We start from the raw sequence: 24,021 nt of genomic DNA, 5'->3' as shown, positions 1-24,021 counted from the left end.
CCATGGCTAACGAAAACGAGATCACCTCCCCAGAAGATCAGGCCTTGGCCGATGAGTGGGCCGCCGCGCTGGAAGAGACCGGTGCGGCCGGCCAGGCGGACATCGATGCGCTGCTGGGCGGTGACACCAGCAGCCACAGCGGCCCGGGTCGCCTGCCAATGGAAGAGTTCGCCAGCTCGCCCAAGCCGAACGAAAATGTCAGCCTCGAAGGGCCGAACCTGGATGTGATCCTGGATATCCCGGTGAACATTTCTATGGAAGTGGGCAGCACCGAGATCAATATCCGCAACCTGCTGCAGCTCAACCAGGGTTCGGTCATCGAGCTCGATCGCCTGGCCGGCGAGCCCCTGGACGTGCTGGTCAACGGTACGCTGATCGCCCATGGCGAAGTGGTGGTGGTCAACGAGAAGTTCGGCATTCGCCTGACCGACGTGATCAGCCCCAGCGAACGCATCAAGAAGCTGCGCTGAGTGAAGGCCACGATACGCGCCATTGCGGCACTTGCGGCGCTGTTGGGCAGCCATGCCTGCCTGGCTGCGGCCACGCCCACGGCCCCGCCGGCAGCTGCGCCTGGCAGCCTGGGCGGGCAGCTGGCGCAGATGGTCTTCGGCCTGCTGCTGGTAGTTGGGCTGATTTTCTTCCTGGCCTGGCTGCTGCGGCGTTTGCAAAGCACGGCAGTTAAGGGTGGGCAGGTGATCGAGATCGTCGGTAGCCGCGCCATCGGCCCGCGCGACCGCCTGTTGCTGGTGCAGGTGGGCAAGGAGCAGATTCTGATAGGCCATACCCCGGGCAGCATCGAGGCATTGCATGTGCTGGCAGAACCGGTGCAAGTGCCGGAAAACACTCGCCAGGCGACGCCGGAGTTTGCCCAGCGGTTGATGGAGCTGATGGGCAAGAACCCTAAGGACAACAGGTGATGAGCGGCGCACTGCGTAGGTTGTTGGGGCCGTTGTTGACAGTGGCGCTGTTGCTGGCCGCGCCGTTGGCGTTGGCCGCCGACCCGTTGTCGATTCCGGCCATTACCCTGTCCAATACCGCGGACGGGCAGCAGGAATATTCGGTCAGCCTGCAAATCCTGCTGATCATGACGGCGCTGAGCTTCATTCCGGCGTTCGTCATCCTGATGACCAGCTTCACCCGTATCATCATCGTGTTCTCGATCCTGCGCCAGGCCCTGGGCTTGCAGCAGACACCGTCGAACCAACTGCTGACCGGCATGGCGCTGTTCCTGACGATGTTCATCATGGCCCCGGTGTTCGACCGGGTGAACCAGGATGCCTTGCAGCCTTACCTGAAAGAGCAGATGACCGCTCAGCAGGCCATCGACAAGGCCCAGGGGCCGCTCAAGGACTTCATGCTGGCGCAAACCCGGCAAAGCGACCTGGACCTGTTCATGCGCTTGTCCAAGCGCACCGACATTGCCGGGCCCGATCAGGTGCCGCTGACCATACTGGTGCCCGCGTTCGTCACCTCCGAGTTGAAAACGGCGTTCCAGATCGGCTTCATGATTTTCATCCCGTTCCTGATCATCGACATGGTGGTGGCCAGTGTGCTGATGGCGATGGGTATGATGATGCTGTCGCCGCTGATCATTTCGCTGCCGTTCAAGATCATGCTGTTCGTGCTGGTCGATGGCTGGGCGCTGATCATGGGCACCCTGGCCAGCAGTTTCGGCGGCGTCTGACGCCGTCAAGGAGAGCCGCCGATGACACCTGAAGTCGCTGTCGACCTGTTCCGTGATGCCCTGTGGCTGACCACCCTGATGGTGGCCGTGCTGGTGGTGCCGAGCCTGCTGGTGGGCCTGGTGGTGGCGATGTTCCAGGCCGCCACGCAGATCAACGAACAGACCCTGAGCTTTCTGCCGCGCCTGCTGGTGATGCTGATCACGCTGATCGTCGCCGGGCCGTGGCTGGTGCAGAAGTTCATGGAGTACATCACCACGCTCTATACCAACATTCCGCAGCTCATAGGTTGATGCGCGGATGCTTGAGCTGACCGATACGCAGATCGGCACCTGGGTCGCCACCTTCATCCTGCCATTGTTCAGGGTGACGGCCGTGTTGATGACCATGCCGATCTTCGGTACCCGCATGCTGCCGGCGCGGGTGCGCCTGTATGTGGCCGTAGCCATTACCGTGGTCATCGTGCCGGCGTTGCCACCGCTGCCTGAATTCGACCCGCTGAGCCTGCGCGGCCTGCAGCTGTGCGCCGAACAGATCATCGTCGGGACGTTGTTCGGCCTGGCGTTGCAGTTGCTGTTCCAGGCGTTCGTGATTGCCGGGCAGATCGTGGCGGTGCAGATGGGTATGGCCTTTGCCTCCATGGTCGACCCGGGGAACGGGGTCAACGTCACGGTGATCAGCCAGTTCATGACCATGCTGGTGAGTGTGCTGTTCCTGTTGATGAACGGCCACCTGGTGGTGTTCGAGGTGCTCACCGAAAGCTTCACCACGTTGCCGGTTGGCAATGCGCTGGTGGTCAACCACTTCTGGGAGCTGGCCGGGCGCATGGGTTGGGTGTTCGGTGCCGGCTTGCTGTTGATCCTGCCGGTGATTGCGGCGTTGCTGGTGGTGAACATCGCCTTTGGGGTGATGACCCGTGCGGCGCCGCAGCTGAACATTTTCTCCATCGGTTTCCCGTTGACCCTGGTCATGGGCATGTTCATCTTCTGGGTCGGCCTGGCCGATGTGCTGTCGCACTACCAGGCATTGGCCAGCGAAACGCTGCAGTGGCTGCGTGAACTGGCAAGGGCGGGCTGAGCATGGCTGAGAGCGAGAGCGGCCAGGACAAAACGGAAGACCCCACCGAGAAACGCAAGCGCGACTCACGGGAAAAAGGCGAGGTCGCCCGCTCCAAGGAGCTGAACACGGTGGCGGTGACCCTGGCCGGTGCGGGCGGGCTGCTGGCGTTTGGTGGCCATTTGGCCGAAACCCTGCTGGCGTTGATGCGCATGAACTTCAGCCTGACCCGGGACATCATCGTCGATGAGCGGGCGATGGGCGCGTTTCTGCTGGCCTCGGGCAAGATGGCCATCTGGGCCGTGCAGCCGGTGCTGATCCTGCTGTTCGTGATCTCCTTCGTGGCGCCCATCGCGCTGAGCGGCTTCCTGTTCTCGGGCAGTTTGCTGCAGCCGAAATTCAGTCGCATGAATCCGTTGTCAGGCATCAAGCGCATGTTCTCGATGCATGCCTTGACCGAATTGCTGAAGGCGCTGGCCAAGTTTTTCGTGATCCTGGTGGTGGCGGTGGTGGTATTGATCAACGACCGTCAGGCGCTGCTGTCGATTGCCAACGAGCCGCTGGAGCAGGCGATCATTCACAGCCTGCAGGTAGTGGGCTGGAGTGCCTTGTGGATGTCGGCCGGGTTGTTGTTGATCGCGGCTGCGGATGTGCCGTTCCAGCTGTACCAGACGCACAAGAAACTGAAGATGACCAAGCAGGAAGTGCGCGACGAGTACAAGGACAGCGAGGGCAAGCCCGAGGTCAAGCAGCGTATTCGCCAGCTGCAGCGCGAAGTGTCGCAGCGGCGCATGATGGCGGCGGTGCCGCAGGCCGATGTGATCATCACCAACCCGACCCACTATGCGGTCGCCTTGCAGTATGACCCGGAGAAGGGTGGGGTGGCGCCGTTGCTGTTGGCCAAGGGCACGGACTTCATTGCCTTGAAGATTCGCGAAATTGGCATGGAGCATAAGGTTCAGATCCTGGAATCGCCGGCGCTGGCGCGGGCGATCTATTACTCGACCGAGATCGAGCAGGAAATCCCCGCCGGCCTGTACCTGGCTGTGGCGCAGGTGCTGGCCTATGTGTTCCAGATCCGCCAATACCGTGCGGGCAAGGGCAAGCGCCCTGAGCCGTTGAAGGATGACCTGCCGATCCCGCCAGACCTGCGCCGCGACAGTTGATCTTGGGTCTTGAGAGGGGATTGGAAGCTGTCATTCACCGTTACGCCTGTGGGAGCGGGCTTGCCCGCGAACACCGGCGCAGCCGGTGCCAGACACTGCGTCGCCTGCTTCGCGGGCACGCCCGCTCCCACAGGCCGACCCACAACATAAATCTCCTGTCGCGCAAAGTTGGAAGGCTTCTTGCAATGCCAGCCGCAGATGCCCCTTGGGCGTCAAAGTTTTGCATCAAGAGGACTCGCGGTGGATCGCACTCAGTTAATCAGCAACGCCCGTCATAACCTGGCCGGGCTCGGCCGGGGCAACCTGGGTGTACCGCTGCTGCTGTTGGTGATGTTGGCAATGATGATGTTGCCGATACCACCGTTCCTGCTCGACGTGTTCTTCACCTTCAACATCGCCTTGTCGATCGTGGTGCTGCTGGTCTGCGTCTACGCCTTGCGCCCGCTCGACTTCGCAGCATTCCCCACCATCCTGCTGGTGGCCACGCTGCTGCGCCTGGCACTGAACGTTGCCTCCACGCGGGTGGTCATGCTGCATGGCCAGGAAGGCCACGGTGCCGCCGGCAAGGTGATCCAGGCCTTCGGCGAGGTGGTGATCGGCGGTAACTACGTGGTCGGTGCGGTGGTCTTCGCCATCCTCATGATCATCAACTTCGTGGTGGTGACCAAGGGCGCCGGGCGTATCTCGGAAGTGAGCGCGCGCTTCACCCTGGACGCCATGCCCGGCAAGCAGATGGCGATCGACGCCGACCTCAATGCCGGCCTCATCGACCAGGCCCAGGCCAAGCACCGTCGTGCCGAGGTGGCCCAGGAGGCCGAGTTCTACGGTTCGATGGACGGTGCCAGCAAGTTCGTGCGCGGTGATGCCATTGCCGGCTTGCTGATCCTGTTCATCAACCTGATCGGTGGCATGCTGATCGGCATGCTGCAGCATGGCATGAGCTTCGGCGAGGCCGGCAAGGTGTACGCCCTGCTGACTATCGGTGACGGTTTGGTGGCGCAATTGCCATCACTGCTGTTGTCGACCGCTGCGGCCATCATGGTCACGCGCGCCTCGGGCTCCGAGGACATGGGCAAACTGATCAACCGGCAGATGTTCGATTCGCCCAAGGCGTTGGCGGTGTCGGCGGGGTTGATGATTGTCATGGGGCTGGTGCCGGGCATGCCGCACATCGCCTTCATCGGCCTGGGGCTGCTGGCCGGCGGCGGGGCTTATCTGGTGTGGAAGAAACAGCAGAAGGCCAAGGCCCAGGCTTTGCAGGAGGCGCAGCGCCAGCAAGACCTGCTGCCTTCGCCGCAGCGGGCGCTGGAAACCAAGGAACTGGGCTGGGACGATGTGACACCGATCGACATGATCGGCCTGGAAGTCGGCTACCGGCTGATCCCCCTGGTGGACCGCAACCAGGGTGGTCAATTGCTGGCGCGAATCAAGGGCGTGCGCAAGAAGCTGTCGCAGGACCTGGGCTTCCTCATGCCCACGGTGCATATCCGCGACAACCTTGACCTGCAGCCCAGCGCCTATCGCCTGACGCTGATGGGTGTGATCCTGGCGGAGGCCGAGATCTACCCGGACCGCGAGCTGGCGATCAACCCGGGGCAGGTGTTCGGCACCCTCAACGGCATTGCCGCACGTGACCCGGCGTTCGGCCTGGAGGCGGTGTGGATCGACGTGGGCCAGCGCTCGCAGGCGCAGTCGCTGGGCTATACCGTGGTCGACGCCAGTACGGTAGTGGCCACCCACCTCAACCAGATCCTGCAAAAGCACTGTCATGAACTGATTGGCCATGAAGAGGTCCAGCAACTGTTGCAGGTGCTGGCCAAGGCTTCGCCTAAACTTGCAGAAGAACTGGTGCCGGGTGTCATTTCCTTGTCGGGGCTGCTCAAGGTCTTGCAGGCCCTGTTGTCGGAACAGGTACCAGTGCGCGATATTCGCAGTATTGCCGAAGCGATCGCGAACAACGCTGGCAAGAGTCAAGATACCGCCGCGCTGGTTGCGGCGGTGCGCGTCGGATTGTGTCGCGCCATCGTGCAAAGCATTGTCGGCGTTGAGTCGGAGCTCCCGGTGATTACCCTGGAGCCAAGGTTGGAACAGATCTTGCTCAATAGTCTGCAACGCGCCGGGCAAGGTCAGGAAGACGGTGTTCTTCTGGAGCCGAGCATGGCCGAAAAGCTGCAACGTTCGCTGATCGAAGCGGCCCAGCGCCAGGAAATGCAGGGCCAACCGGCCATTCTGCTGGTCGCCGGCCCGATCCGCGCCATGCTGTCGCGTTTCGGTCGCCTGGCTGTACCGAATTTGCATGTGCTGGCGTATCAGGAAATACCGGACAACAAGCAAGTCACCATCGTTGCCACCGTGGGCCCTAACGGCTGAGGTAGTGGATAATGCAAGTTAAGCGATTTTTCGCCGCCGATATGCGTCAGGCCATGAAACTGGTCCGTGATGAGCTGGGCGCCGATGCCGCGATCATTGGCAACCGTCGCATTGCCGGTGGTGTCGAGCTGACGGCCGCGCTGGACTACAAGCTGTCCGCCCTGGCCCCGCGTGTGCCCAATGCCGAGCTGGAAGAAGAGCTGCGCAAGACCCACACGCGCATCGCCACGGCCCAGGCCGAGCTCGGCCACCGCCAGGACAGCAGCGACAACAACCGCCAATTGTTCGCCGGGCAGTCGCTGACCGCCGCCGAGCCGCTGGTCGAACCCCATGCCGAGGCCCCACCGGCGGCCGCCACGGCACCGGCGGCGGTTGACCCGCGCCTGTTCGATGCCATGCGCTCCGAGCTGTCGGGCCTGCGCGAACTGCTGGAAGTGCAGCTCGGCTCGCTGGCCTGGACCCAGCTGCAGGGCAGCAAGCCACAACAGGCCAACATCTGGCGGCGCCTGCAGCGCATTGGCCTGTCCGGGCCGATTGCCCGCGAGCTGCTGGAGCTGACCGCCGAAATCGAAGAGCCACGCCATGCCTGGCGCATGCTGCTGGCGCACTTGGCCCGCATGATCGACATCCCCGAGGTAGAGCCGATCGAAGAAGGCGGTGTGATCGCCATGGTCGGCCCGGCCGGCATGGGCAAGACCACCACCCTGGCCAAGCTGGCGGCGCGCTATGTGCTCAAGTATGGCGCGCAGAACATGGCGCTGGTGAGCATGGACAGTTTTCGCATCGGTGCCCAGGAGCAGCTCAAGACCCTTGGCCGCATCCTCAATGTCCCGGTCACCTATGTCGACCCTGGTCAGTCGCTGGCGGCAGCGCTGGAGCCGCTGCTGCGCAAGCGTGTGGTGCTGATCGATACCGCCGGCCTGCAAGCCAGCGACCCGGCCCTGCGCATGCAGCTGGAGACCCTGGCCGGCCGTGGCATCGCCGCCAAGAATTACCTGGTACTGGCCACCACCAGCCAGAAGCAGGTGCTGACCGCCGCCTACCACAGCTACAAGCGCTGTGGCCTGGCCGGCTGCATCCTGACCAAGCTCGACGAAACGGCAAGCCTTGGCGATGTGCTGAGCCTTGCCATCAGTCATGATTTGCCTGTGGCCTATCTTACCGACGGCCCGCGCATTCCTGACGACCTGCACCTGCCGCGGGGGCACCAGCTGGTGTCCCGGGCGGTCAATGTGCAGCAGCAGGAGGAGCCCAGCGAAGAGGCAATGGCCGACATGTTCGCTGATCTCTACCACAACCCACGGCGAGCGGGTTGAGTATGAAACGTGTGCAAAGTAGCTATGCCAAGGGGTGCGCAGAATTGCCCTACGTGTGGCCTGGGTCCCAGCGATACAAGGTAAATTACAAACATGGGTAGCATGCATCCCGTACAGGTGATCGCCGTGACCGGTGGCAAAGGTGGCGTCGGCAAGACTAACGTTTCAGTGAACCTGTCCCTGGCGTTGGCCGAACTCGGCCGCAGGGTCATGTTGCTGGATGCCGACCTGGGCCTGGCCAATGTCGACGTGTTGCTGGGCCTGACGCCCAAACGGACCCTGGCCGATGTCATCGAAGGGCGCTGCGAGCTGCGTGACGTGATACTGCAGGGGCCTGGCGGTGTGCGCATCGTGCCGGCTGCCTCCGGTACCCAGAGCATGGTCCACCTGGCGCCGGCCCAGCACGCCGGGCTGATCCAGGCGTTCAGCGAAGTCGGCGACAACCTCGATGTACTGGTCATCGATACCGCTGCGGGTATCGGTGAGTCGGTCGTCAGCTTTGTCCGTGCCGCCCAGGAAGTGCTGTTGGTGGTGTGCGACGAGCCTACCTCGATCACCGATGCCTACGCGCTGATCAAACTGCTCAACCGTGACTACGGCATGAACCGCTTCCGCGTGCTGGCCAACATGGCCCAGAGCCCTCAGGAAGGGCGCAATCTGTTTGCCAAGCTGACCAAGGTTACCGACCGTTTCCTGGATGTCGCCCTGCAGTACGTGGGCGCCGTGCCCTACGACGAGTGCGTGCGCAAGGCGGTGCAGAAGCAGCGTGCCGTGTACGAAGCCTTCCCACGCTCCAAGTGCGCGCTGGCCTTCAAGGCGATTGCGCAGAAGGTCGACAGCTGGCCGCTGCCGGCCAACCCACGTGGCCACCTGGAGTTCTTCGTCGAGCGCCTGGTGCAGCCGACCAGCGCGGGACCGGTGCTATGAACGCCAGCGGGTTCAAGATGTACAGCCGGGCGGCCAAAGACGCCCAGTACGAGTTGATCGAACGCTACGCCCCCCTGGTCAAGCGCATCGCCTACCACCTGCTGGCGCGCTTGCCGGCCAACGTGCAGGTCGAGGACCTGATCCAGGCCGGCATGATCGGCCTGCTGGAAGTGGCCAACAAGTACGACGCCAGCAAGGGCGCCAGCTTCGAAACCTATGCCGGCATTCGTATCCGCGGCGCCATGCTCGACGAAGTGCGCAAAGGCGACTGGGCACCCCGTTCGGTGCACCGCAACACCCGCATGGTCAGCGACGCGATGCGCGCCGTGGAGGCCAGAACCGGCCGTGACGCTAAAGATCATGAAGTTGCTGCCGAACTCCAATTGAGCCTCGATGATTACTACGCGATCCTCAACGATACCTTGGGCAGCCGTTTGTTCAGCTTCGATGACCTGCTGCAGGACGGTGAGCACGAGGGGCTGCATGAAGACGGTGCCAGCGGCCAGGTCGAACCTGCCCGGGGCCTCGAGGAGGAGCGCTTCCAGCTAGCCCTGACCGAGGCCATCGCCAACCTGCCCGAGCGTGAACGCCTGGTGCTGGCGCTGTACTACGACGAAGAGCTCAACCTCAAGGAGATCGGTGAGGTGCTGGGGGTCAGCGAGTCGCGGGTCAGCCAGTTGCACAGCCAGTGTGCCGCGCGTCTGCGAAGCCGCCTGGGGGAATGGCGGGCGCGCTGAGCCTGCCGGGGTAGCGGCTGTTTCCACGCGGTTTTCCACGTTGTACCGAATTGATTGAATGCGCGCTCGGGGCCGAGCGCGTTTGAGACTGCTTGGAGGTCTACTTGAACAAAGACATGAAAATCCTCATCGTTGACGACTTTTCGACGATGCGGCGGATCATCAAGAACCTGTTGCGTGACCTGGGCTTCACCAACACCGAAGAGGCCGACGACGGCACCACGGCGCTGCCGATGCTGGAAAACGGCCAATACGACTTCTTGGTGACCGACTGGAACATGCCTGGCATGTCCGGCATCGACCTGCTGCGCAAGGTGCGTGCCCACGACCGGCTGAAAACCATGCCCGTGCTGATGGTCACTGCCGAAGCCAAGCGCGACCAGATCATTGAAGCGGCCCAGGCCGGCGTCAATGGTTACGTGGTCAAGCCGTTCACGGCACAGGTGCTCAAAGAAAAGATCGAGAAGATCTTCGAACGCGTCAACGGCTGAGTCACGTCAGGGGGCGCGCCATGGATTCATCACATAACTCTTTGGGCGAGTTCGAATCGACCCTGAAGAAACATGCCCAGGAGTTGGTCGAAAGCCTGGAGCGGGGCCGTTTCGGCGAGGCGGTGCAGCTGATTCACGAGCTGAACCAGACCCGCGACCGCGGCTTGTACCAGGAAGTCGGCAAGCTGACCCGCGAGCTGCACAGCGCCATCGTCAGTTTCCAGATCGACCCGACCATGCCGCAGGCCGAAGAGGTGTCACAGATTACCGATGCCACCGAGCGCCTGTCCTATGTGGTCAAGCTCACGGAAGGCGCGGCCAACCGCACCATGGACCTGGTCGAGGAAAGCACCCCGGTGCTCAACGACCTGGCCAGTGAGGCCAAGGCCCTGAGCACCGACTGGCAACGCTTCATGCGCCGCGAAGTGGCGGCTGAAGAATTCCGCGACCTGGTCAAGCGGGTCGACAGTTTCCTCACGCACAGCGCCGAAGGTAACCGCAAGGTCGCCGGCCACCTCAATGACATTCTGCTGGCCCAGGACTATCAGGACCTGACCGGGCAGGTGATCAAGCGCGTCACCAACCTGGTGACCGAAGTGGAAAGCAACCTGCTCAAGTTGGTGCTGATGGCCAGTCAGGTCGACCGCTTTGCGGGCATTCAGCATGACCACGATCAATTGCGCGCAGAAAAAGATCGAGAAAAACATCCGACTCGGGGTGAAGGTCCGCAGATTCATGCCGATAAGCGTGAAGACGTCGTGTCCGGCCAGGACGACGTCGATGATCTGCTGTCCAGCCTGGGTTTTTAAGGAGCACCTTTGATGAGCTTCGGCGCCGATGAAGAAATCCTCCAGGATTTCCTGGTAGAAGCCGGCGAAATTCTTGAGCAACTGTCCGAGCAATTGGTCGAGCTGGAAAGCCGGCCCGACGATGCTGACCTGCTCAATGCGATCTTTCGCGGTTTCCACACTGTAAAAGGGGGCGCCGGCTTCCTCCAGCTGAACGAGCTGGTGGAGTGCTGCCATATCGCTGAGAACGTGTTCGACGTGCTGCGCAAAGGTGAGCGTCGGGTTGACGCGGAGCTGATGGACGTAGTGCTCGAGGCACTGGACACGGTCAACAGCATGTTTGGCCAGGTGCGCGAGCGCGCTGAAGTCACGCCGGCAACCCCCGAGTTGCTGGCAGCCTTGGCGCGCCTTGCCGAGCCGGGTGCGGCGCAGCCGCAGGGTGGCGAGGAAGCGGTGGTGCCGGTGGCTGCGGCGCAAGCGCCTGCTGCGGCACCGGTTGGGGACCAGGAGCAGCACCAGGACATCACCGACAGCGAGTTCGAGCAGTTGCTCGATTCGCTCGACGCGGTCAAGGCACAAGCTGCGGCCGAGGAACAGCTGCAAGGCGAGCGCGTGAGTGGTGGCGGTGATGAAATCACCGATGCCGAGTTCGAATCGCTGCTCGACCAGTTGCATGGCAAAGGCCAGTTCACTGCCGAAGTCGCAGCGCCGGCTGCTGCCGTCAGCCACGAAGCGGCCAGTGACGAAATCACCGATGCCGAATTCGAGTCGCTGCTCGACCAACTGCACGGCAAAGGCACCTTCCAGGTCGACGCCCTGCCTGCCGCCAAGGCGGCACCTGCCGAGGTGGCGCCTGACAGCACCGCCAGCGCCACCAGCGACGAAATCAGCGAGCATGAATTCGAAGCGCTGTTGGACCAGTTGCATGGCAAGGGCAAATTCGGCGGTGACGTCGCTGCAGTCCAGGCCCCGCCTGCGGCCAAGGCGCCGGCAGCGGCCAAGCCGGAAAGCCCAGCTGCCGCCAAGCCAGCTGCTGCGCCTGCGCCTGTGCCCGCGGCTGCAAGCAAACCTGCTGCAGCCGCGCGCACGCCGGCCCCGGTCGCCGACAAGCATGCGGTCAGCGAAGCGGAAACCACCGTACGCGTCGACACGGCGCGCCTGGACGAGATCATGAACATGGTCGGCGAACTGGTGCTGGTGCGTAACCGCCTGGTGCGCCTGGGCCTGAACAGCGGCGACGAGGCCATGTCCAAGGCCGTGTCCAACCTCGACGTGGTCACCGCCGACCTGCAAACCGCGGTGATGAAAACCCGTATGCAGCCGATCAAGAAAGTCTTCGGCCGCTTCCCGCGCCTGGTTCGCGACCTGGCGCGCCAGTTGAAAAAAGAAATCAACCTCGAGCTGGTCGGTGAAGAAACCGACCTCGACAAGAACCTGGTCGAGGCCCTGGCCGACCCGTTGGTGCACTTGGTGCGCAACGCCGTCGACCATGGTATCGAGATGCCCGATGAGCGCGATGCCGCAGGCAAGCCGCGCACTGGCCGCGTGGTGCTGTCGGCGGAGCAGGAAGGCGACCACATCCTGTTGTCGATTTCCGACGACGGCAAGGGCATGGACCCGAACATCCTGCGGGCCAAGGCGGTGGAGAAGGGCCTGATGGACAAGGACGCCGCCGAGCGTCTGAGCGAGTCGGACTGCTACAACCTGATCTTCGCCCCGGGGTTCTCGACCAAGACCGAGATTTCCGACGTGTCCGGGCGTGGCGTGGGCATGGACGTGGTGAAGACCAAGATCTCCCAGCTCAACGGTTCGATCAACATCTTCTCGGCCAAGGGCCAGGGCTCGAAGATCGTCATCAAGGTGCCGCTGACCCTGGCGATCATGCCCACCCTGATGGTGATGCTGGGCAACCAGGCATTCGCTTTCCCGCTGGTCAACGTCAACGAGATCTTCCACCTCGACCTGTCGCGTACCAATGTGGTCGATGGCCAGGAAGTGGTGATCGTGCGCGACAAGGCACTGCCGTTGTTCTACCTCAAGCGCTGGCTGGTGCAAGGCCAGGTGCATGAAGAGCAGCACGAGGGCCACGTGGTGATCCTGTCGGTCGGCACCCAGCGCATCGGCTTTGTCGTCGATCAACTGGTAGGCCAGGAAGAAGTGGTAATCAAGCCGCTGGGTAAGATGCTGCAAGGTACCCCGGGCATGTCCGGGGCCACCATTACCGGTGACGGTCGGATTGCGTTGATTCTCGACGTCCCGAGCATGCTCAAGCGTTACGCCGCGCGGCGTATTTGATTTCGGTGGCGCACCCTGGCAGGTTGCGCCGCCTAATGGAGTGTTTATGGCAGTCAAGGTCCTGGTGGTGGATGATTCCGGTTTCTTCCGCCGCCGCGTCTCGGAGATCCTCTCGGCGGATCCTACGATCCAGGTAGTAGGTACCGCGACCAACGGCAAGGAAGCGATTGACCAGGCGCTGGCGCTCAAGCCCGATGTCATCACCATGGACTATGAAATGCCCATGATGGATGGCATCACTGCGGTGCGGCACATCATGCAGCGCTGCCCGACGCCGGTGTTGATGTTTTCCTCGCTGACCCATGAGGGCGCCCGGGTCACCCTTGATGCTCTGGACGCGGGGGCGGTTGATTACCTGCCGAAGAACTTCGAGGACATTTCGCGCAACCCCGACAAGGTCAAGCAACTGCTGTGCGAAAAGGTGCATACGCTGGCGCGTAGCAACCGCCGGTTTGGCAGTTACGCCAGCCCTGCGCCGGCCGCAACGCCGGCACCTGCCAGCAGCCATGCGCCGGCGCCGGGTGTGGGCAGCCCGGCAGCGGCGCGCAATGCGCTGCCGGCCCGGGCCCCGGCAGCCGCGCCGGCGCCGGCTGCGGCACCTAAACGCAAGCCTTACAAACTGGTGGCCATCGGTACCTCCACCGGCGGCCCCGTGGCCCTGCAGCGGGTCTTGACCCAGCTGCCGGCCAACTTCCCGGCACCGATCGTGCTGATCCAGCACATGCCGGCTGCGTTCACCAAGGCGTTTGCCGAACGCCTGGACAAACTGTGCCGCATCAGCGTCAAGGAAGCCGAGGACGGTGACATGCTGCGCCCAGGCCTGGCCCTGCTTGCCCCGGGTGGCAAGCAGATGATGGTTGATGGCCGTGGCACGGTGAAGATCCTGCCGGGCGATGAGCGCCTGAACTACAAGCCGTGCGTGGACATCACCTTCGGCTCGGCGGCCAAGTCGTATGGCGACAAGGTGCTGTCGGTGGTGCTGACCGGCATGGGTGCCGATGGCCGCGAAGGCGCGCGCCTGCTCAAGCAGGGCGGCAGTACGGTGTGGGCTCAGGATGAAGCCAGCTGTGTGATCTATGGCATGCCCATGGCCATCGTCAAGGCCAACCTGGCCGACGCGGTGTATAGCCTGGACGAGATCGGCAAGCACCTGGTAGAGGCCTGCGTCTGATGGATGTGCTGAGCCTGATCGGCCTGATCCTCGCCTTTGTTGCCATTGTCGGTGGCAATTTCCTCGAGGGTGGCCATGTCGGTGCCCTGGTCAATGGGCCGGCGGCATTGATCGTGCTGGGCGGCACCTTGGCGGCGGCACTGCTGCAGTCACCGCTGGCCTCGTTCAAGCGGGCCCTGCAGATTCTGCGCTGGATCCTGTTCCCGCCCAGGGTCGACCTGGCGGGTGGCATCGACCGGGTGGTGAACTGGAGCCTGACGGCGCGCAAGGAAGGCTTGCTGGGCCTGGAAGGGGTGGCCGACAGCGAGCCCGACCCGTATGCACGCAAGGGCTTGCAACTGCTGGTCGACGGCGCCGAGCCAGAAGCCATTCGCAGTATCCTCGAAGTCGACTTCCTGACCCAGGAAAGCCGCGATATCCAGGCGGCCAAGGTGTTCGAGAGCATGGGCGGGTACGCGCCGACCATCGGAATCATCGGTGCGGTCATGGGCCTGATCCACGTGATGGGCAACCTGGCCGACCCGTCGCAGCTGGGCAATGGCATTGCCGTGGCCTTTGTCGCCACCATCTACGGTGTGGCCAGCGCTAACCTGGTGCTGCTGCCGATCGCCAACAAGCTCAAGGCCGTGGTCATGCGCCAGTCACGCTATCGCGAAATGCTGCTTGAAGGCCTGTTGTCGATTGCCGAGGGTGAAAACCCGCGCTCGATCGAGCTGAAGCTGCAAGGCTTCATGGAGTAACCCATGCGCCGCCGCCGTCATACCGAGGAACACGAAAACCACGAACGCTGGCTGGTGTCGTACGCCGACTTCATTACCTTGCTGTTCGCATTTTTTGTGGTGATGTACTCGATTTCGTCGATCAACGAGGGCAAGTACAAGGTCATTTCCCAGGCGCTGCTCGGGGTGTTCAACGACCCTGAGCGCAGCATGAAGCCCATCCCTGTGGGCGAGGAAAAGCCATTGACCGTGCGCCCGGCCGAGCCGCTGGTCAACGACAGCGAGCAGACCGAAGCAGGCCTTGCTGCAACCAATACCGACCCGCTGAAGACCATCAGCGATGACGTGCGCGATGCCTTTGGCGACCTGATCAAAAGCAACCAGATGACGGTGCGCGGCAACGAACTGTGGATCGAGATCGAGCTCAATTCATCGCTGTTGTTCGGCAGTGGCGATGCCATGCCCAGCGACAAGGCGTTCGCCATCATCGAGAAGGTGGCCGATATTCTCAAGCCGTTCGCCAACCCGGTACATGTCGAGGGTTTCACCGACAACCTGCCGATCCGCACCGCGCAGTACCCGACCAACTGGGAGCTGTCGTCGGCGCGGGCAGCGAGCATTGTGCGCCTGCTGGCCATGGAGGGGGTGAACCCGGCCCGCATGGCCTCGGTCGGCTATGGCGAGTACCAGCCGGTGGCCAGCAATGACACTGCCGATGGCCGCGCGCGCAACCGTCGGGTGGTGTTGGTGATTTCCCGTAACCTGGAAGTGCGCCGCAGCCTGACGGGCTCGGGCAGCGCCAATGCAACACCGGATGCTGCCTTGCGCCGGGCTGGCACACAAAGTGCACCGGCTACGCCAGCAACGGTGGCGGGGCAGTGATTCGTCAATTCTCTGGCACTGCTACAAGCACAATTTTGAATCTGACGCCGTCCCCTGTGGGCGCGGGCGAGCCCGCGAAGCAGGCGACGCGGTGATTGGCACCGGCTTCGCCGGTGTTCGCGGGCTCGCCCGCTGCCACATTGAGCGCACGCGCTTTCAAATCAATACATAGAGTTTGCTTGATGAGAGTCTGGGCAGTAGCCAATCAAAAAGGTGGCGTCGGCAAGACCACCACGACCATCGCTTTGGCCGGCCTGCTGGCCGAGGCCGGCAAGCGCGTGGTCGTCGTCGACCTGGACCCGCACGGTTCGATGACCAGTTACTTCGGCCACAACCCTGATGCCCTCGAGCACAGTTGCTACGACCTGTTCCTGCACAAAGGCAGCGTGCCTGAGGGGTTGCCGGGGCAGCTGCTGCTGCCCACCAGCGACGAGCGGATCTCGCTGTTGCCGTCGAGCACCGCGCTGGCCGTGCTGGAGCGTCAGTCGCCGGGGCAGAATGGCCTAGGCCTGGTGATCGCCAAGAGTCTGGCGCAGTTGTGGCAGGATTTCGACTTTGCCTTGATCGACAGCCCACCCTTGCTCGGCGTGCTGATGGTCAATGCCCTGGCCGCCAGCCAGCAGTTAGTGGTCCCGGTGCAAACCGAGTTTCTTGCGGTGAAGGGGCTTGAGCGCATGGTCGCGACCCTGGCCATGGTCAACCGGTCACGCAAGCAGGCGCTGCCGTACCAGATCGTGCCAACGCTGTTCGACCGCCGCACCCAGGCCTCGCTGGGCACCCTCAAGCTGCTGCGTGACACTTACGGCCAGCATGTATGGCCGGGCTACATCCCGGTCGATACGCGCCTGCGCGACGCCAGCCGCAAGGGCGTGACGCCCTCGCAGTTCGACGCCAAGAGCCGTGGGCTGGTCGCCTACCGGGCACTGCTCAAGCACTTGTTGACCTACAAACCCGCAGCGCAGGTGGCCTGATGACCCAGATCCGGTACACCGGCACCCGGCCACAGATGGCCTTGCAATCGTATCTGGATGGCCTGCTGCAGGAGGCCACCGAAGACGAGGCGCTGTTGCAGCCACCCGTCGAGCCCGCTGCAGCCGATGACTTCGCTGAAGCCGTGCGCGAGGAGCAGGCCCGCGATGCCCGCCAGCCGCAACCCGCCGAACCGCTCGTGGCCGTTGCCCGCCCTGCGCCTCGGCCGTTCGCCGAACCCCGCCTGGCGGTGCTGCCCAGCGTGATGCCGGTAGACCCGCCGGTGGTGACGGTGGTCGAGCACGATGTGGTGGCCGAGGCGGCCATACCGGTGCTGGTCGAAGCACCTGCGCTGGAGCCGGCGCTGCCACTGGTCGACGTGCACCTGCCAGCGCCGCCCGTGCCACCGGCCACTGTCGACGGCCGCCCGGCCTGGGCCGCCGAACCCTTCGAGTGCCTGTTGTTCGATGTCGCCGGCCTGACCCTGGCCGTACCGCTGGTGTGCCTGGGCTCGATCTACACCCTGGCCGGCCAGGAGCTGACACCGCTGTTCGGTCAGCCCGAATGGTTCCTTGGCATCCTCACCTGCCAGGCGGGCAACCTCAAGGTCCTGGATACGGCGCGCTGGGTGATGCCCGACCGCTACCGCGACGATTTTCGCCAGGGCCTGCAGTACGTGATTTCGGTGCAGGGCTACGAATGGGGGCTGGCCGTGCACCAGGTCAGCCGTTCGTTGCGCCTGGACCCGTCGGAAATCAAATGGCGCAGCCAGCGTGGCCAGCGCCCGTGGTTGGCCGGCACGGTTATTGAACACATGTGTGCATTGCTCGATGTTGCTGCACTGGCCGAGCTGATCGCCAGCGGCGCAGTCAAGCAGCTGCACGACAAACAAATGACACCGAACACAACCGCCAGAAAGCGGATTTAGAGGGCTAGGGGAATGAAAAAGTCGTCTGCACAAGGTTCTGAAGATCCAATCCTGCAGTGGGTAACCTTCCGGCTGGACAACGAGTCCTACGGCATCAACGTGATGCAGGTGCAGGAAGTGCTGCGTTACACCGAGATCGCGCCGGTGCCGGGTGCGCCAAGCTACGTGCTGGGCATCATCAACCTGCGAGGCAATGTGGTAACGGTGATCGATACCCGCCAGCGCTTTGGCCTGATGCCGACCGAAGTCACCGACAATACCCGTATCGTCATCATCGAGGCCGACAAGCAAGTGGTCGGTATCCTGGTCGACAGCGTGGCCGAGGTGGTCTACCTGCGCCAGTCGGAAATCGAAACCGCGCCGAACGTGGGTAACGAAGAATCGGCCAAGTTCATCCAGGGCGTGTGCAACAAGAACGGCGAACTGCTGATCCTGGTCGAACTGGACAAGATGATGACTGAGGAAGAGTGGTCCGAGCTGGAGAACATCTGAGTTGATCTTCGAGGTTGCGGTAATCTTTCTGGCATTGCTGTGGGCCTTGAGCCTCTGGTTTTTCCTCAACTACAGCAAACGCCAGCGCGAAGTGGCCGCGCAGCAGGCCATGGGCGATGCCTTGCGCGACCAGCGCATCAAGGACCTCGCCAAGCGCCTGGATGACTACCAGAACGTCACGGTGCGCATGGGGGAGGCGCTGCACGAACTGACCGTGGCGGTTACCCCATTGCCGGACCGGATCCAGCAACTGGAGCAACGCGACCCTCATAATGTGACGTTCTCCCAGGCAGCCAAGCTGGTGGGCATGGGCGCCAGCATCGCCGAGCTGACCGAGAGTTGCGGCCTGACCCAGGCCGAGGCAGAGCTGATGAGCAAGCTGCACCGTAGCGACTGAGCCTGGCGGGCCACTTCAAGGCCCGCTCAGGCCTGCGCCCAGGCTCAGGTCTGGACCCAGGAGTGATTGCCGCCCACCGTGGCGATGCGGTTGAGCGGCAATTGCTGGTGCACGGCCTCCCTCAACGCGCTGCCGTTGATGAAGGTGGCGGTATTGATACGCGGGATGTTGTACAGGTTGACCATCTGGCGCAAGGTTGCCAGATTGGGCAATTTCTGGTCGATCACGTCGCTGAGCAGGCGGGGGCCGGTCAGGTAGCTCAGGCGGCTGGCATAACGGTAGAAGTTCAATGGGTCTTCGGCCAGGCTAGGTCTGTGGTCATAGAAGTCCGAATGGATGCGGAAGCGGGCGTGCATTTCCTCGCTGATCGCCTCCAGGGTCGGGTTGCCAGGGTGGCTACCGATCTGGCTGGTGTTGTACAGGCAGTTCATGCTCAGTTTCTCGTTGGCCATCGGCGGCGGCAGCAGCAAGCCGTCGGGCGGGATGCACAGGTCCACCTCATTGATCGCTTCGGTGGGCGTTGCAGGTGGTTCGCCGTGCTCGGGTTGCCCGGCCTTGCCTGGCACCCGTAGCGTGTCGTCGACATCCATGTACAACCCCCCTTCATGGTGCAGCAGCGGGTAGCGCAGCACATCGCTCGCCGACGCATAGTTGGTGGCCACGCCACCATTGCCATCCAGCGCCGCGTCGTACTGGGCATAGTACTTGGTCTGCTGGAATGCCCTGAAGAACGCTTGTTCTTCCAGGGGTAGCACCTGCAGCCCCGGCGCTTGTTCGGCCAGCAGACGCAGGTTTTCTTCGTAAGCGCCAGGGTTGGCCGTGGACAGGAACAGGCGCAGGTTGTAATCACTGTTTTCCAGCGCCGCGACATTGTGGGCAAGGTTGCTCAGCAAGGCCGGGCGCAACGTCTTGTCACCTACCCAGAGACAGGAAATCCGCTTGGGGATGGGCATGCTGTTGGCGGGTGCGCGTGGTATTTCGCTTGGCAGCACCAGGTCGATACCCAGCGCGCGCAGGGTGGCAGTGCGCATCGCATCGGTGACGATGCGTTCGGCCGGTTCGGGTACCAGGCCGCCAGCGTCAGGGCTCGCCACGTAGCCAACGGGCTCAACGTCGTTAACGTCCTCGTCAAGGATGAAGACATCCCGCTCGAGGTCATACACCAGCTCCTTGATATAGTCGTCGATCACCGATTCCAGGGTGTCCGGCATGCCGTTGTACCTCGGCCTGCGGATCACGGCCTCGGCAGTTAGCGGGTCTGCCTGCGGCAGCGGCGGGATCGGTTCGCAGACATGGAAGTAAGGGGCACCTTCAGGCGCTGGGGCCAGCAGTACGGGGGGGCGTACTGGGCTCAATGGGTAACCTATCTGGTCGTTGAGCCGAATCGGCGGCACGAAGCCATCGCTCTTGAACTGGAACAGTGCCGAGGCTTTGGACGCCCCTGTCAACAGCAATGGCACGGCATTGAACAGCCCCCAGGTGATGTTGGCTACCCCCTCCTGCCGTGCCTGCAGAGTCTTGCCGTTGAGCGCTTCATCCAGGCCAAGGCCTAACTGCGCAATGCCACCGAGCGCCAGCACCGGCGCCAGGCCTGGCACCACCAGGCACAGCGGTGCCAGTAAATTGAGGGTGGTGAGCAGGTAGCCCCGCCACTTGGCTTTGCTGACCTGGCTGTCGCTGGTGATGATGTAGTCGGCGTCATCGAAGCTGCGTTGGCGTTGGCGCTCGGCCAGCGCCTGGAACAAGTCGCCGGTGATCCTCGGGTTGTAGCGGCTCGGCCGGTAGTTGACGTAGGTGCGCGGCGGCCAGATGCCGTCATCGTTGAACATGCCGTGTTCCGGTGGCAACACGTGGCGCCGGGGGTACTCGGCCAGCCCGCCGAGTGCGGTATCCAGCCCGCTGAAGTCCACGCCCTGTGGCCTGTCGGCCAGCCGGAAATGCTGTTTCAGGGCTTCACGCTTGAGTGGGTCTTTGCACTGCTCGCCCACCCAGTCCTTCAGCGCATTTTCGCTGGCGAACTCCAGCAAGGGTGAGCTGTTGCCGGGTATGTAGAGCACTGTCAGGTCCGTGCTTGGGTTGCACAGGTAAAGTAGGTCGGTGGCGGCGTAGCCATAGATGCTCAAGGTGCTCATGCGCAGCTTGTCGACCCGGGGCATCAACTCGGCGGCTTGCCACAGCAATTTCCGTGCGGCTTCGCTGAGGCTGCCTTCGCTGACCTGCTTGTTGCAGGCGGCAATGAAGTTGAGCTTGCACGCCAGGCGGTGTGCGCTCATGTGCTCGCGCCAGTAGGTGTGCAGGGTGTTCTTGAATGGCGCCTGGAAGTCCAGGTTCTCGATGAATTGCTGGAAACTTTCGGCGGCTACCGGCACATGGGTAGTGGCGTCATAGCGCGGTGGTTCGGTACGCCGGAACAGCCCATTGAAGACCGAAAATTCGGCGCCATAGTGGTTGAAACCCCGGGCGGGCAGGGCGTTGACGATCCGCACCGGGCCTTCTGGCAAAGTGCCGGCCCAGGGCGCACGGAACAAGGCGCCGAACAGGTCGTTATTGCTTTCGCCCTGCCAGTTGCTGAGCACGGCCTGGCTCAGGCTGACGCATTGCCTGACCTCTGCCAGGCTGCCGCCTTTGCGGTCGGAACGGTAGTGCAGGGTCACCACATCGACCCGGTCGGGGTCGAGGTCATGGCCCTGCTCGGCGAACCATTGCTTCACGGCCTGGCTGGCCTGGCGATCGGGCCGAGGGACATGGTTCAAATGATCGCGGACATAGTGCACGCCAGTGGCGTTGATCCCGGTAGTGCGCATCGTGGTTACCTTGCGTGAGTGGGAGCTGCAAGGTTGCAGGATGCTGCTGCACGCCAGTGGTAGATAACTACATACGCCCGCTATGGCGTCATCTGGTGTATCGCCAACTATGCGCGCGCCCCGTTTCGATGTAGCGGTCCAGGGGGGCATGCTCACGAATCAGTTGGCTCAACCGGCTAGGTTGAACGGTGTGGTGCATCTGATAGACAGGGGATACCAGCAGCTTGCACAGCTCGCGTAACTGTCTGAGCCACGGCAGCCGGGCGTCGATGACATCATTGAGTACCCCTGGCCCGGTCAAGCGGTTCAGCCGCCTGGCGTAGGCGTTGAACGCCACGGGGTTGAGGACCCCATCGGGCCGTTCGGTGTAAAACGTCGGGTCTTGCTGGAAGCGTTTCAGGATCTCGTCGGAAATCGCGTCCAGTGTCGGGTTACCAGGGTGGCTGCCGATCATGCTGGTGTTGTACTTGATGTACATGCCCAATTGGTCGTTGGAAACGGGAGGAGGCAGCAGCAAGCCATCGGCGGTCGTGCGCAGGGTTTGCCTGGCCAGGGTTGCACCGCCCGATTCCGATGCGGCATTGAGCAGACGGTCGTCGGCATCGAGATACAAACCACCGAAATGCTTGAGTAAGCGGTAGCGAAGGATGTCGCACGCCGAGCTGAAATTGGTCATGCCCGGGTGGGTGACCCCCAGTGCGGCCTGGTACTGGGCGAAGTAGGCCGAACGCGCGAACGCCTGGTAGAACGGCTGGTCTTCAAGGGGCAGCACGCTTAGGTGAAGCGACTCGTTCCTCAGCAGCGTGAGGTTGGCGGTGTAGGCCCTGGGGCTTTGCCGCGAAAGAAACAGCTGGTACTGGTACTCCGTATTTTCCAGGGCCTTGGCGTTATGTGCGAGCGCCTCCAGAAAGACGTCGGAAATGGCCTTGTCACCCACCCATATGCTGGAAACGATGCGGGGAATTGGCGTGCGCTCCAAGGCGTCGAACTGGTCGTAGTCGATGGGTAGATCCAGCTGGATGCCTAACTGCTCCAGGGTGGCCATGCGCTGTGCGTCGGTGACGACGCGGTGGGCGTTGGCCACACGGACCAGCCACGCAGATGCGCCGGGGTCGATCATCCAGCGCTCATGGGGTGCCTGCAGGTAGTCGGACAGTTTGATGAAACTGTCGGTGTGCACGTCGTACATCACAGGCTGCAGTTCGATGCCTCGGCTGGACTGGAATGCGCCCTCGAAGTAGTGGTTCAGATCATCGGCCACACGTGTCACCACGACGCGCGCCGGGGCCTGTGAAATGTGTGCCGTCTGGCGGAACGCCGCTTGTGCCGGTACCCACTCGAACGTGTCCGTCGGCAGGCTCGCGTTGGCCGTTTTGCCCAGCAGCTCGGCTAGCTGGGAAGGCCGCACCAGCCCTGGCCACCAATATTGGAACGGCTGGCTGGCGCGGGCGACGCCGACAGGCAAGGGCAATGCGTTGAACAGACCGAAGGCTTGGTTCTCGACCCCTTGAGCTTTCTCGTTCAGCGAATGACCGTTGATCATCTGGTCCATGCCCAGGCCGAATTGGGCCAGGCCACCCAGTACCATCACCGGAATGAACCCCGGTAGCGCTACGCATAAAGGCGCCAGTATGCACTGGGCAACGTTCAGGTAGTTCGCCCAGCGCGTCGTGTCGACCTGGCGGTTGGTGATGACGCGGTAATCCATATCGGCGTAACTGCGCTGCTTCTGGCAGTCAGCCAGGTGGACGAACAGGTTACCTGTGATGGGCGGGTTGTCCGTCGAAGCCCCGAACTCGATGGTAGCTTCAGGATCCCAGACACCGCTGGTGGCAAAGCCTGGACGATTCACGGGCAGGTGATGCGCAGCGGGATAGCAGCCAAGCCCTTCCAGGGCGGTGATCAGGCCGCTGAACTCCAGGCCGTCGGGCCAATCGGCAGGTGAGAAACACTGCTGCAACCACTCGCGGCGTGCTGGGTCTTTGCATTGTTGGGCAAACCAGTGCTTGAGCGCGGACAGGTTTGGGAACTCATGTAAAGGCGACGCGTTGCCCGGTATATGGAGCACAACGGTGCTGCTGTCGTCGGCCGTGATGTAGATGATCGATGTGCTGTAATAGCCGTATACATTCAGCAGGCGGGTCTTTATCGCGCGGGTGTCCTGTGGCAACAGGCCCACGGCCTGCCAGGCCAGGCGCCAGGCAGCGAGACTCAGGCTACCCTCGCCGACCTGATTGTTGCAGGCGGTGATGAAGGCAATTTCCAGTGCGCGCGCATAGTCGGCCTGGCTTTGCTGCCAATAATTGTCCAATTGCGTCTTCAGGCGAGCGTGCAGGTGCAAACCCCATACATAGTCCTGAAAGACCTCGGCACGGATGGGCAGCAGGGTCGCCGGGCTGAGCTCCTGATTCGCGGTACGTTGATAAAGGCCGTTGAATACGCGATAGGCAGACGCGTTGGAAAGCAGGGGTGGGGGTCGCATCCGGTCGACAAACGTCACGGCTTCCCGCGGTGCCATACCCGCCCAATCGCCAATCCGAAAACTGCCATTGGCTGGCTCACCTTGCCAGTTGCCCAGCAGGGCATCGGTCAGGCTGGTGCGTTGAATCACCTTGGCCTGCGGAGGTAGCCAAGGTTGGCCCTCTTCGCGCTCTGCGTCCTGGTAGTGGAAGGTGACGACGTCGATGTCAGCGGGGGACAGGAGCACACCGCGTTGCGCAAGCCAGTCGCGCAATAGCTTGTCGGCCAATGTATCGGGGCGCGGCATCTGGGCCAGCGCACTGTGCAACAGGCGCTGCTTCATGGGTTGTGGGAGGTTCATCGCTGGGTGT

The 24,021-nt window shown here is 62.7% G+C and carries 22 protein-coding genes; 20 read left to right on the top strand and 2 right to left on the bottom strand.

The window, feature by feature from the left end:
* Nucleotides 1-2: 2 nt before the first annotated feature.
* The 20 genes from fliN to ACF8SD_RS18895 all read left to right on the top strand — a co-directional run bounded on the left by fliN (nt 3) and on the right by ACF8SD_RS18895 (nt 18,386).
* Nucleotides 3-470 carry a flagellar motor switch protein FliN gene (gene fliN, locus ACF8SD_RS18990; RefSeq protein WP_173888063.1) on the top strand — a complete coding sequence of 156 codons (468 nt, stop codon included), beginning with the start codon at nt 3-5 and terminating at the stop codon, nt 468-470.
* Complete coding sequence (fliO, locus tag ACF8SD_RS18985) at nt 471-917, top strand: flagellar biosynthetic protein FliO (protein WP_392484965.1); 447 nt, start codon at nt 471-473, stop codon at nt 915-917.
* Entirely contained in the window at nt 917-1,684 is a 768-nt protein-coding gene (gene fliP / locus ACF8SD_RS18980) for a flagellar type III secretion system pore protein FliP (protein WP_054881279.1), read from the top strand. The genes fliO and fliP overlap by 1 nt, the downstream gene beginning before the upstream one ends.
* 21 nt (nt 1,685-1,705) lie before the next feature.
* On the top strand, nt 1,706-1,975 hold the full coding sequence (fliQ, locus tag ACF8SD_RS18975; RefSeq protein WP_012273497.1) for a flagellar biosynthesis protein FliQ: 270 nt from the start codon (nt 1,706-1,708) through the stop codon (nt 1,973-1,975).
* Between the two features lie 7 nt (nt 1,976-1,982).
* Nucleotides 1,983-2,759, top strand: coding sequence for a flagellar biosynthetic protein FliR (gene fliR, locus ACF8SD_RS18970; RefSeq protein WP_392484964.1), 777 nt, complete (start codon nt 1,983-1,985; stop codon nt 2,757-2,759).
* 2 nt (nt 2,760-2,761) lie between these two features.
* On the top strand, nt 2,762-3,904 hold the full coding sequence (gene flhB / locus ACF8SD_RS18965) for a flagellar biosynthesis protein FlhB (protein ID WP_173888065.1): 1,143 nt from the start codon (nt 2,762-2,764) through the stop codon (nt 3,902-3,904).
* Between the two features lie 240 nt (nt 3,905-4,144).
* Nucleotides 4,145-6,274, top strand: a complete 2,130-nt coding sequence (gene flhA / locus ACF8SD_RS18960; RefSeq protein ID WP_173888066.1) for a flagellar biosynthesis protein FlhA — start codon at nt 4,145-4,147, stop codon at nt 6,272-6,274.
* A gap of 11 nt (nt 6,275-6,285) precedes the next feature.
* Complete coding sequence (gene flhF / locus ACF8SD_RS18955) at nt 6,286-7,590, top strand: flagellar biosynthesis protein FlhF (protein WP_173888067.1); 1,305 nt, start codon at nt 6,286-6,288, stop codon at nt 7,588-7,590.
* A gap of 84 nt (nt 7,591-7,674) precedes the next feature.
* Nucleotides 7,675-8,517, top strand: coding sequence for a flagellar synthesis regulator FleN (gene fleN, locus ACF8SD_RS18950; protein ID WP_172828404.1), 843 nt, complete (start codon nt 7,675-7,677; stop codon nt 8,515-8,517).
* A complete protein-coding gene (gene fliA / locus ACF8SD_RS18945; protein ID WP_009683227.1) occupies nt 8,514-9,254 on the top strand; it encodes an RNA polymerase sigma factor FliA in 741 nt (246 codons plus the stop codon). Before fleN ends, fliA begins: the two co-directional genes overlap by 4 nt.
* Nucleotides 9,255-9,370: 116 nt before the next feature.
* Nucleotides 9,371-9,745: a chemotaxis response regulator CheY gene (locus ACF8SD_RS18940; protein ID WP_173888068.1), complete on the top strand. Its 375-nt coding sequence runs from the start codon at nt 9,371-9,373 to the stop codon at nt 9,743-9,745.
* Between the two features lie 20 nt (nt 9,746-9,765).
* Complete coding sequence (locus ACF8SD_RS18935) at nt 9,766-10,554, top strand: protein phosphatase CheZ (RefSeq protein WP_173888069.1); 789 nt, start codon at nt 9,766-9,768, stop codon at nt 10,552-10,554.
* 12 nt (nt 10,555-10,566) lie between these two features.
* Nucleotides 10,567-12,828: a chemotaxis protein CheA gene (locus ACF8SD_RS18930; protein WP_173888070.1), complete on the top strand. Its 2,262-nt coding sequence runs from the start codon at nt 10,567-10,569 to the stop codon at nt 12,826-12,828.
* A gap of 46 nt (nt 12,829-12,874) precedes the next feature.
* Complete coding sequence (locus ACF8SD_RS18925; RefSeq protein WP_392484963.1) at nt 12,875-13,999, top strand: chemotaxis response regulator protein-glutamate methylesterase; 1,125 nt, start codon at nt 12,875-12,877, stop codon at nt 13,997-13,999.
* The gene (locus ACF8SD_RS18920) at nt 13,999-14,739 is read left to right on the top strand and encodes a flagellar motor protein (RefSeq protein ID WP_009681920.1); all 741 of its coding nucleotides are present in this window, start codon (nt 13,999-14,001) and stop codon (nt 14,737-14,739) included. Before ACF8SD_RS18925 ends, ACF8SD_RS18920 begins: the two co-directional genes overlap by 1 nt.
* 3 nt (nt 14,740-14,742) lie before the next feature.
* Nucleotides 14,743-15,600 carry a flagellar motor protein MotD gene (motD, locus tag ACF8SD_RS18915; RefSeq protein WP_009681921.1) on the top strand — a complete coding sequence of 286 codons (858 nt, stop codon included), beginning with the start codon at nt 14,743-14,745 and terminating at the stop codon, nt 15,598-15,600.
* 182 nt (nt 15,601-15,782) lie between these two features.
* Nucleotides 15,783-16,571: a ParA family protein gene (locus ACF8SD_RS18910; RefSeq protein WP_173888074.1), complete on the top strand. Its 789-nt coding sequence runs from the start codon at nt 15,783-15,785 to the stop codon at nt 16,569-16,571.
* Nucleotides 16,571-17,497, top strand: a complete 927-nt coding sequence (locus ACF8SD_RS18905; protein WP_173888076.1) for a CheW domain-containing protein — start codon at nt 16,571-16,573, stop codon at nt 17,495-17,497. Before ACF8SD_RS18910 ends, ACF8SD_RS18905 begins: the two co-directional genes overlap by 1 nt.
* A gap of 12 nt (nt 17,498-17,509) precedes the next feature.
* The gene (locus tag ACF8SD_RS18900) at nt 17,510-17,989 is read left to right on the top strand and encodes a chemotaxis protein CheW (protein WP_003254393.1); all 480 of its coding nucleotides are present in this window, start codon (nt 17,510-17,512) and stop codon (nt 17,987-17,989) included.
* A gap of 1 nt (nt 17,990) precedes the next feature.
* A complete protein-coding gene (locus ACF8SD_RS18895; protein WP_173888077.1) occupies nt 17,991-18,386 on the top strand; it encodes a DUF2802 domain-containing protein in 396 nt (131 codons plus the stop codon).
* 44 nt (nt 18,387-18,430) lie between these two features.
* Here ACF8SD_RS18895 and ACF8SD_RS18890 read toward each other — a convergent pair whose 3' ends face one another.
* Both ACF8SD_RS18890 and ACF8SD_RS18885 read right to left on the bottom strand, forming a co-directional pair.
* The gene (locus ACF8SD_RS18890) at nt 18,431-21,190 is read right to left on the bottom strand and encodes a dermonecrotic toxin domain-containing protein (protein ID WP_392484962.1); all 2,760 of its coding nucleotides are present in this window, start codon (nt 21,188-21,190) and stop codon (nt 18,431-18,433) included.
* 88 nt (nt 21,191-21,278) lie between these two features.
* Nucleotides 21,279-24,011, bottom strand: coding sequence for a dermonecrotic toxin domain-containing protein (locus ACF8SD_RS18885; protein ID WP_392484961.1), 2,733 nt, complete (start codon nt 24,009-24,011; stop codon nt 21,279-21,281).
* Between the last annotated feature and the right edge of the window lie 10 nt (nt 24,012-24,021).

The sequence above is a fragment of the Pseudomonas sp. CJQ_9 genome, from assembly GCF_043106615.1.
GTDB classification, from domain to species: domain Bacteria; phylum Pseudomonadota; class Gammaproteobacteria; order Pseudomonadales; family Pseudomonadaceae; genus Aquipseudomonas; species Aquipseudomonas juntendi.
Note: the sequence above shows the minus strand (reverse complement) of the source record. Positions and strands in the feature narration are given on the sequence as shown.

Excerpts from the sequence above, each read along its gene's own strand:
- fliN (WP_173888063.1), top strand. The coding sequence starts at position 3 with ATGGCTAACGAAAACGAGATCACCTCCCCAGAAGATCAGGCCTTGGCC.
- fliP (WP_054881279.1), top strand. The coding sequence starts at position 917 with ATGAGCGGCGCACTGCGTAGGTTGTTGGGGCCGTTGTTGACAGTGGCG.
- fliQ (WP_012273497.1), top strand. The coding sequence starts at position 1,706 with ATGACACCTGAAGTCGCTGTCGACCTGTTCCGTGATGCCCTGTGGCTG.
- fliR (WP_392484964.1), top strand. The coding sequence starts at position 1,983 with ATGCTTGAGCTGACCGATACGCAGATCGGCACCTGGGTCGCCACCTTC.
- flhB (WP_173888065.1), top strand. The coding sequence starts at position 2,762 with ATGGCTGAGAGCGAGAGCGGCCAGGACAAAACGGAAGACCCCACCGAG.
- flhF (WP_173888067.1), top strand. The coding sequence starts at position 6,286 with ATGCAAGTTAAGCGATTTTTCGCCGCCGATATGCGTCAGGCCATGAAA.
- fliA (WP_009683227.1), top strand. The coding sequence starts at position 8,514 with ATGAACGCCAGCGGGTTCAAGATGTACAGCCGGGCGGCCAAAGACGCC.
- ACF8SD_RS18940 (WP_173888068.1), top strand. The coding sequence starts at position 9,371 with ATGAAAATCCTCATCGTTGACGACTTTTCGACGATGCGGCGGATCATC.
- ACF8SD_RS18935 (WP_173888069.1), top strand. The coding sequence starts at position 9,766 with ATGGATTCATCACATAACTCTTTGGGCGAGTTCGAATCGACCCTGAAG.
- ACF8SD_RS18930 (WP_173888070.1), top strand. The coding sequence starts at position 10,567 with ATGAGCTTCGGCGCCGATGAAGAAATCCTCCAGGATTTCCTGGTAGAA.
- ACF8SD_RS18925 (WP_392484963.1), top strand. The coding sequence starts at position 12,875 with ATGGCAGTCAAGGTCCTGGTGGTGGATGATTCCGGTTTCTTCCGCCGC.
- ACF8SD_RS18920 (WP_009681920.1), top strand. The coding sequence starts at position 13,999 with ATGGATGTGCTGAGCCTGATCGGCCTGATCCTCGCCTTTGTTGCCATT.
- motD (WP_009681921.1), top strand. The coding sequence starts at position 14,743 with ATGCGCCGCCGCCGTCATACCGAGGAACACGAAAACCACGAACGCTGG.
- ACF8SD_RS18910 (WP_173888074.1), top strand. The coding sequence starts at position 15,783 with ATGAGAGTCTGGGCAGTAGCCAATCAAAAAGGTGGCGTCGGCAAGACC.
- ACF8SD_RS18905 (WP_173888076.1), top strand. The coding sequence starts at position 16,571 with ATGACCCAGATCCGGTACACCGGCACCCGGCCACAGATGGCCTTGCAA.
- ACF8SD_RS18900 (WP_003254393.1), top strand. The coding sequence starts at position 17,510 with ATGAAAAAGTCGTCTGCACAAGGTTCTGAAGATCCAATCCTGCAGTGG.
- ACF8SD_RS18890 (WP_392484962.1), bottom strand. The coding sequence starts at position 21,190 with ATGCGCACTACCGGGATCAACGCCACTGGCGTGCACTATGTCCGCGAT.
- ACF8SD_RS18885 (WP_392484961.1), bottom strand. The coding sequence starts at position 24,011 with ATGAACCTCCCACAACCCATGAAGCAGCGCCTGTTGCACAGTGCGCTG.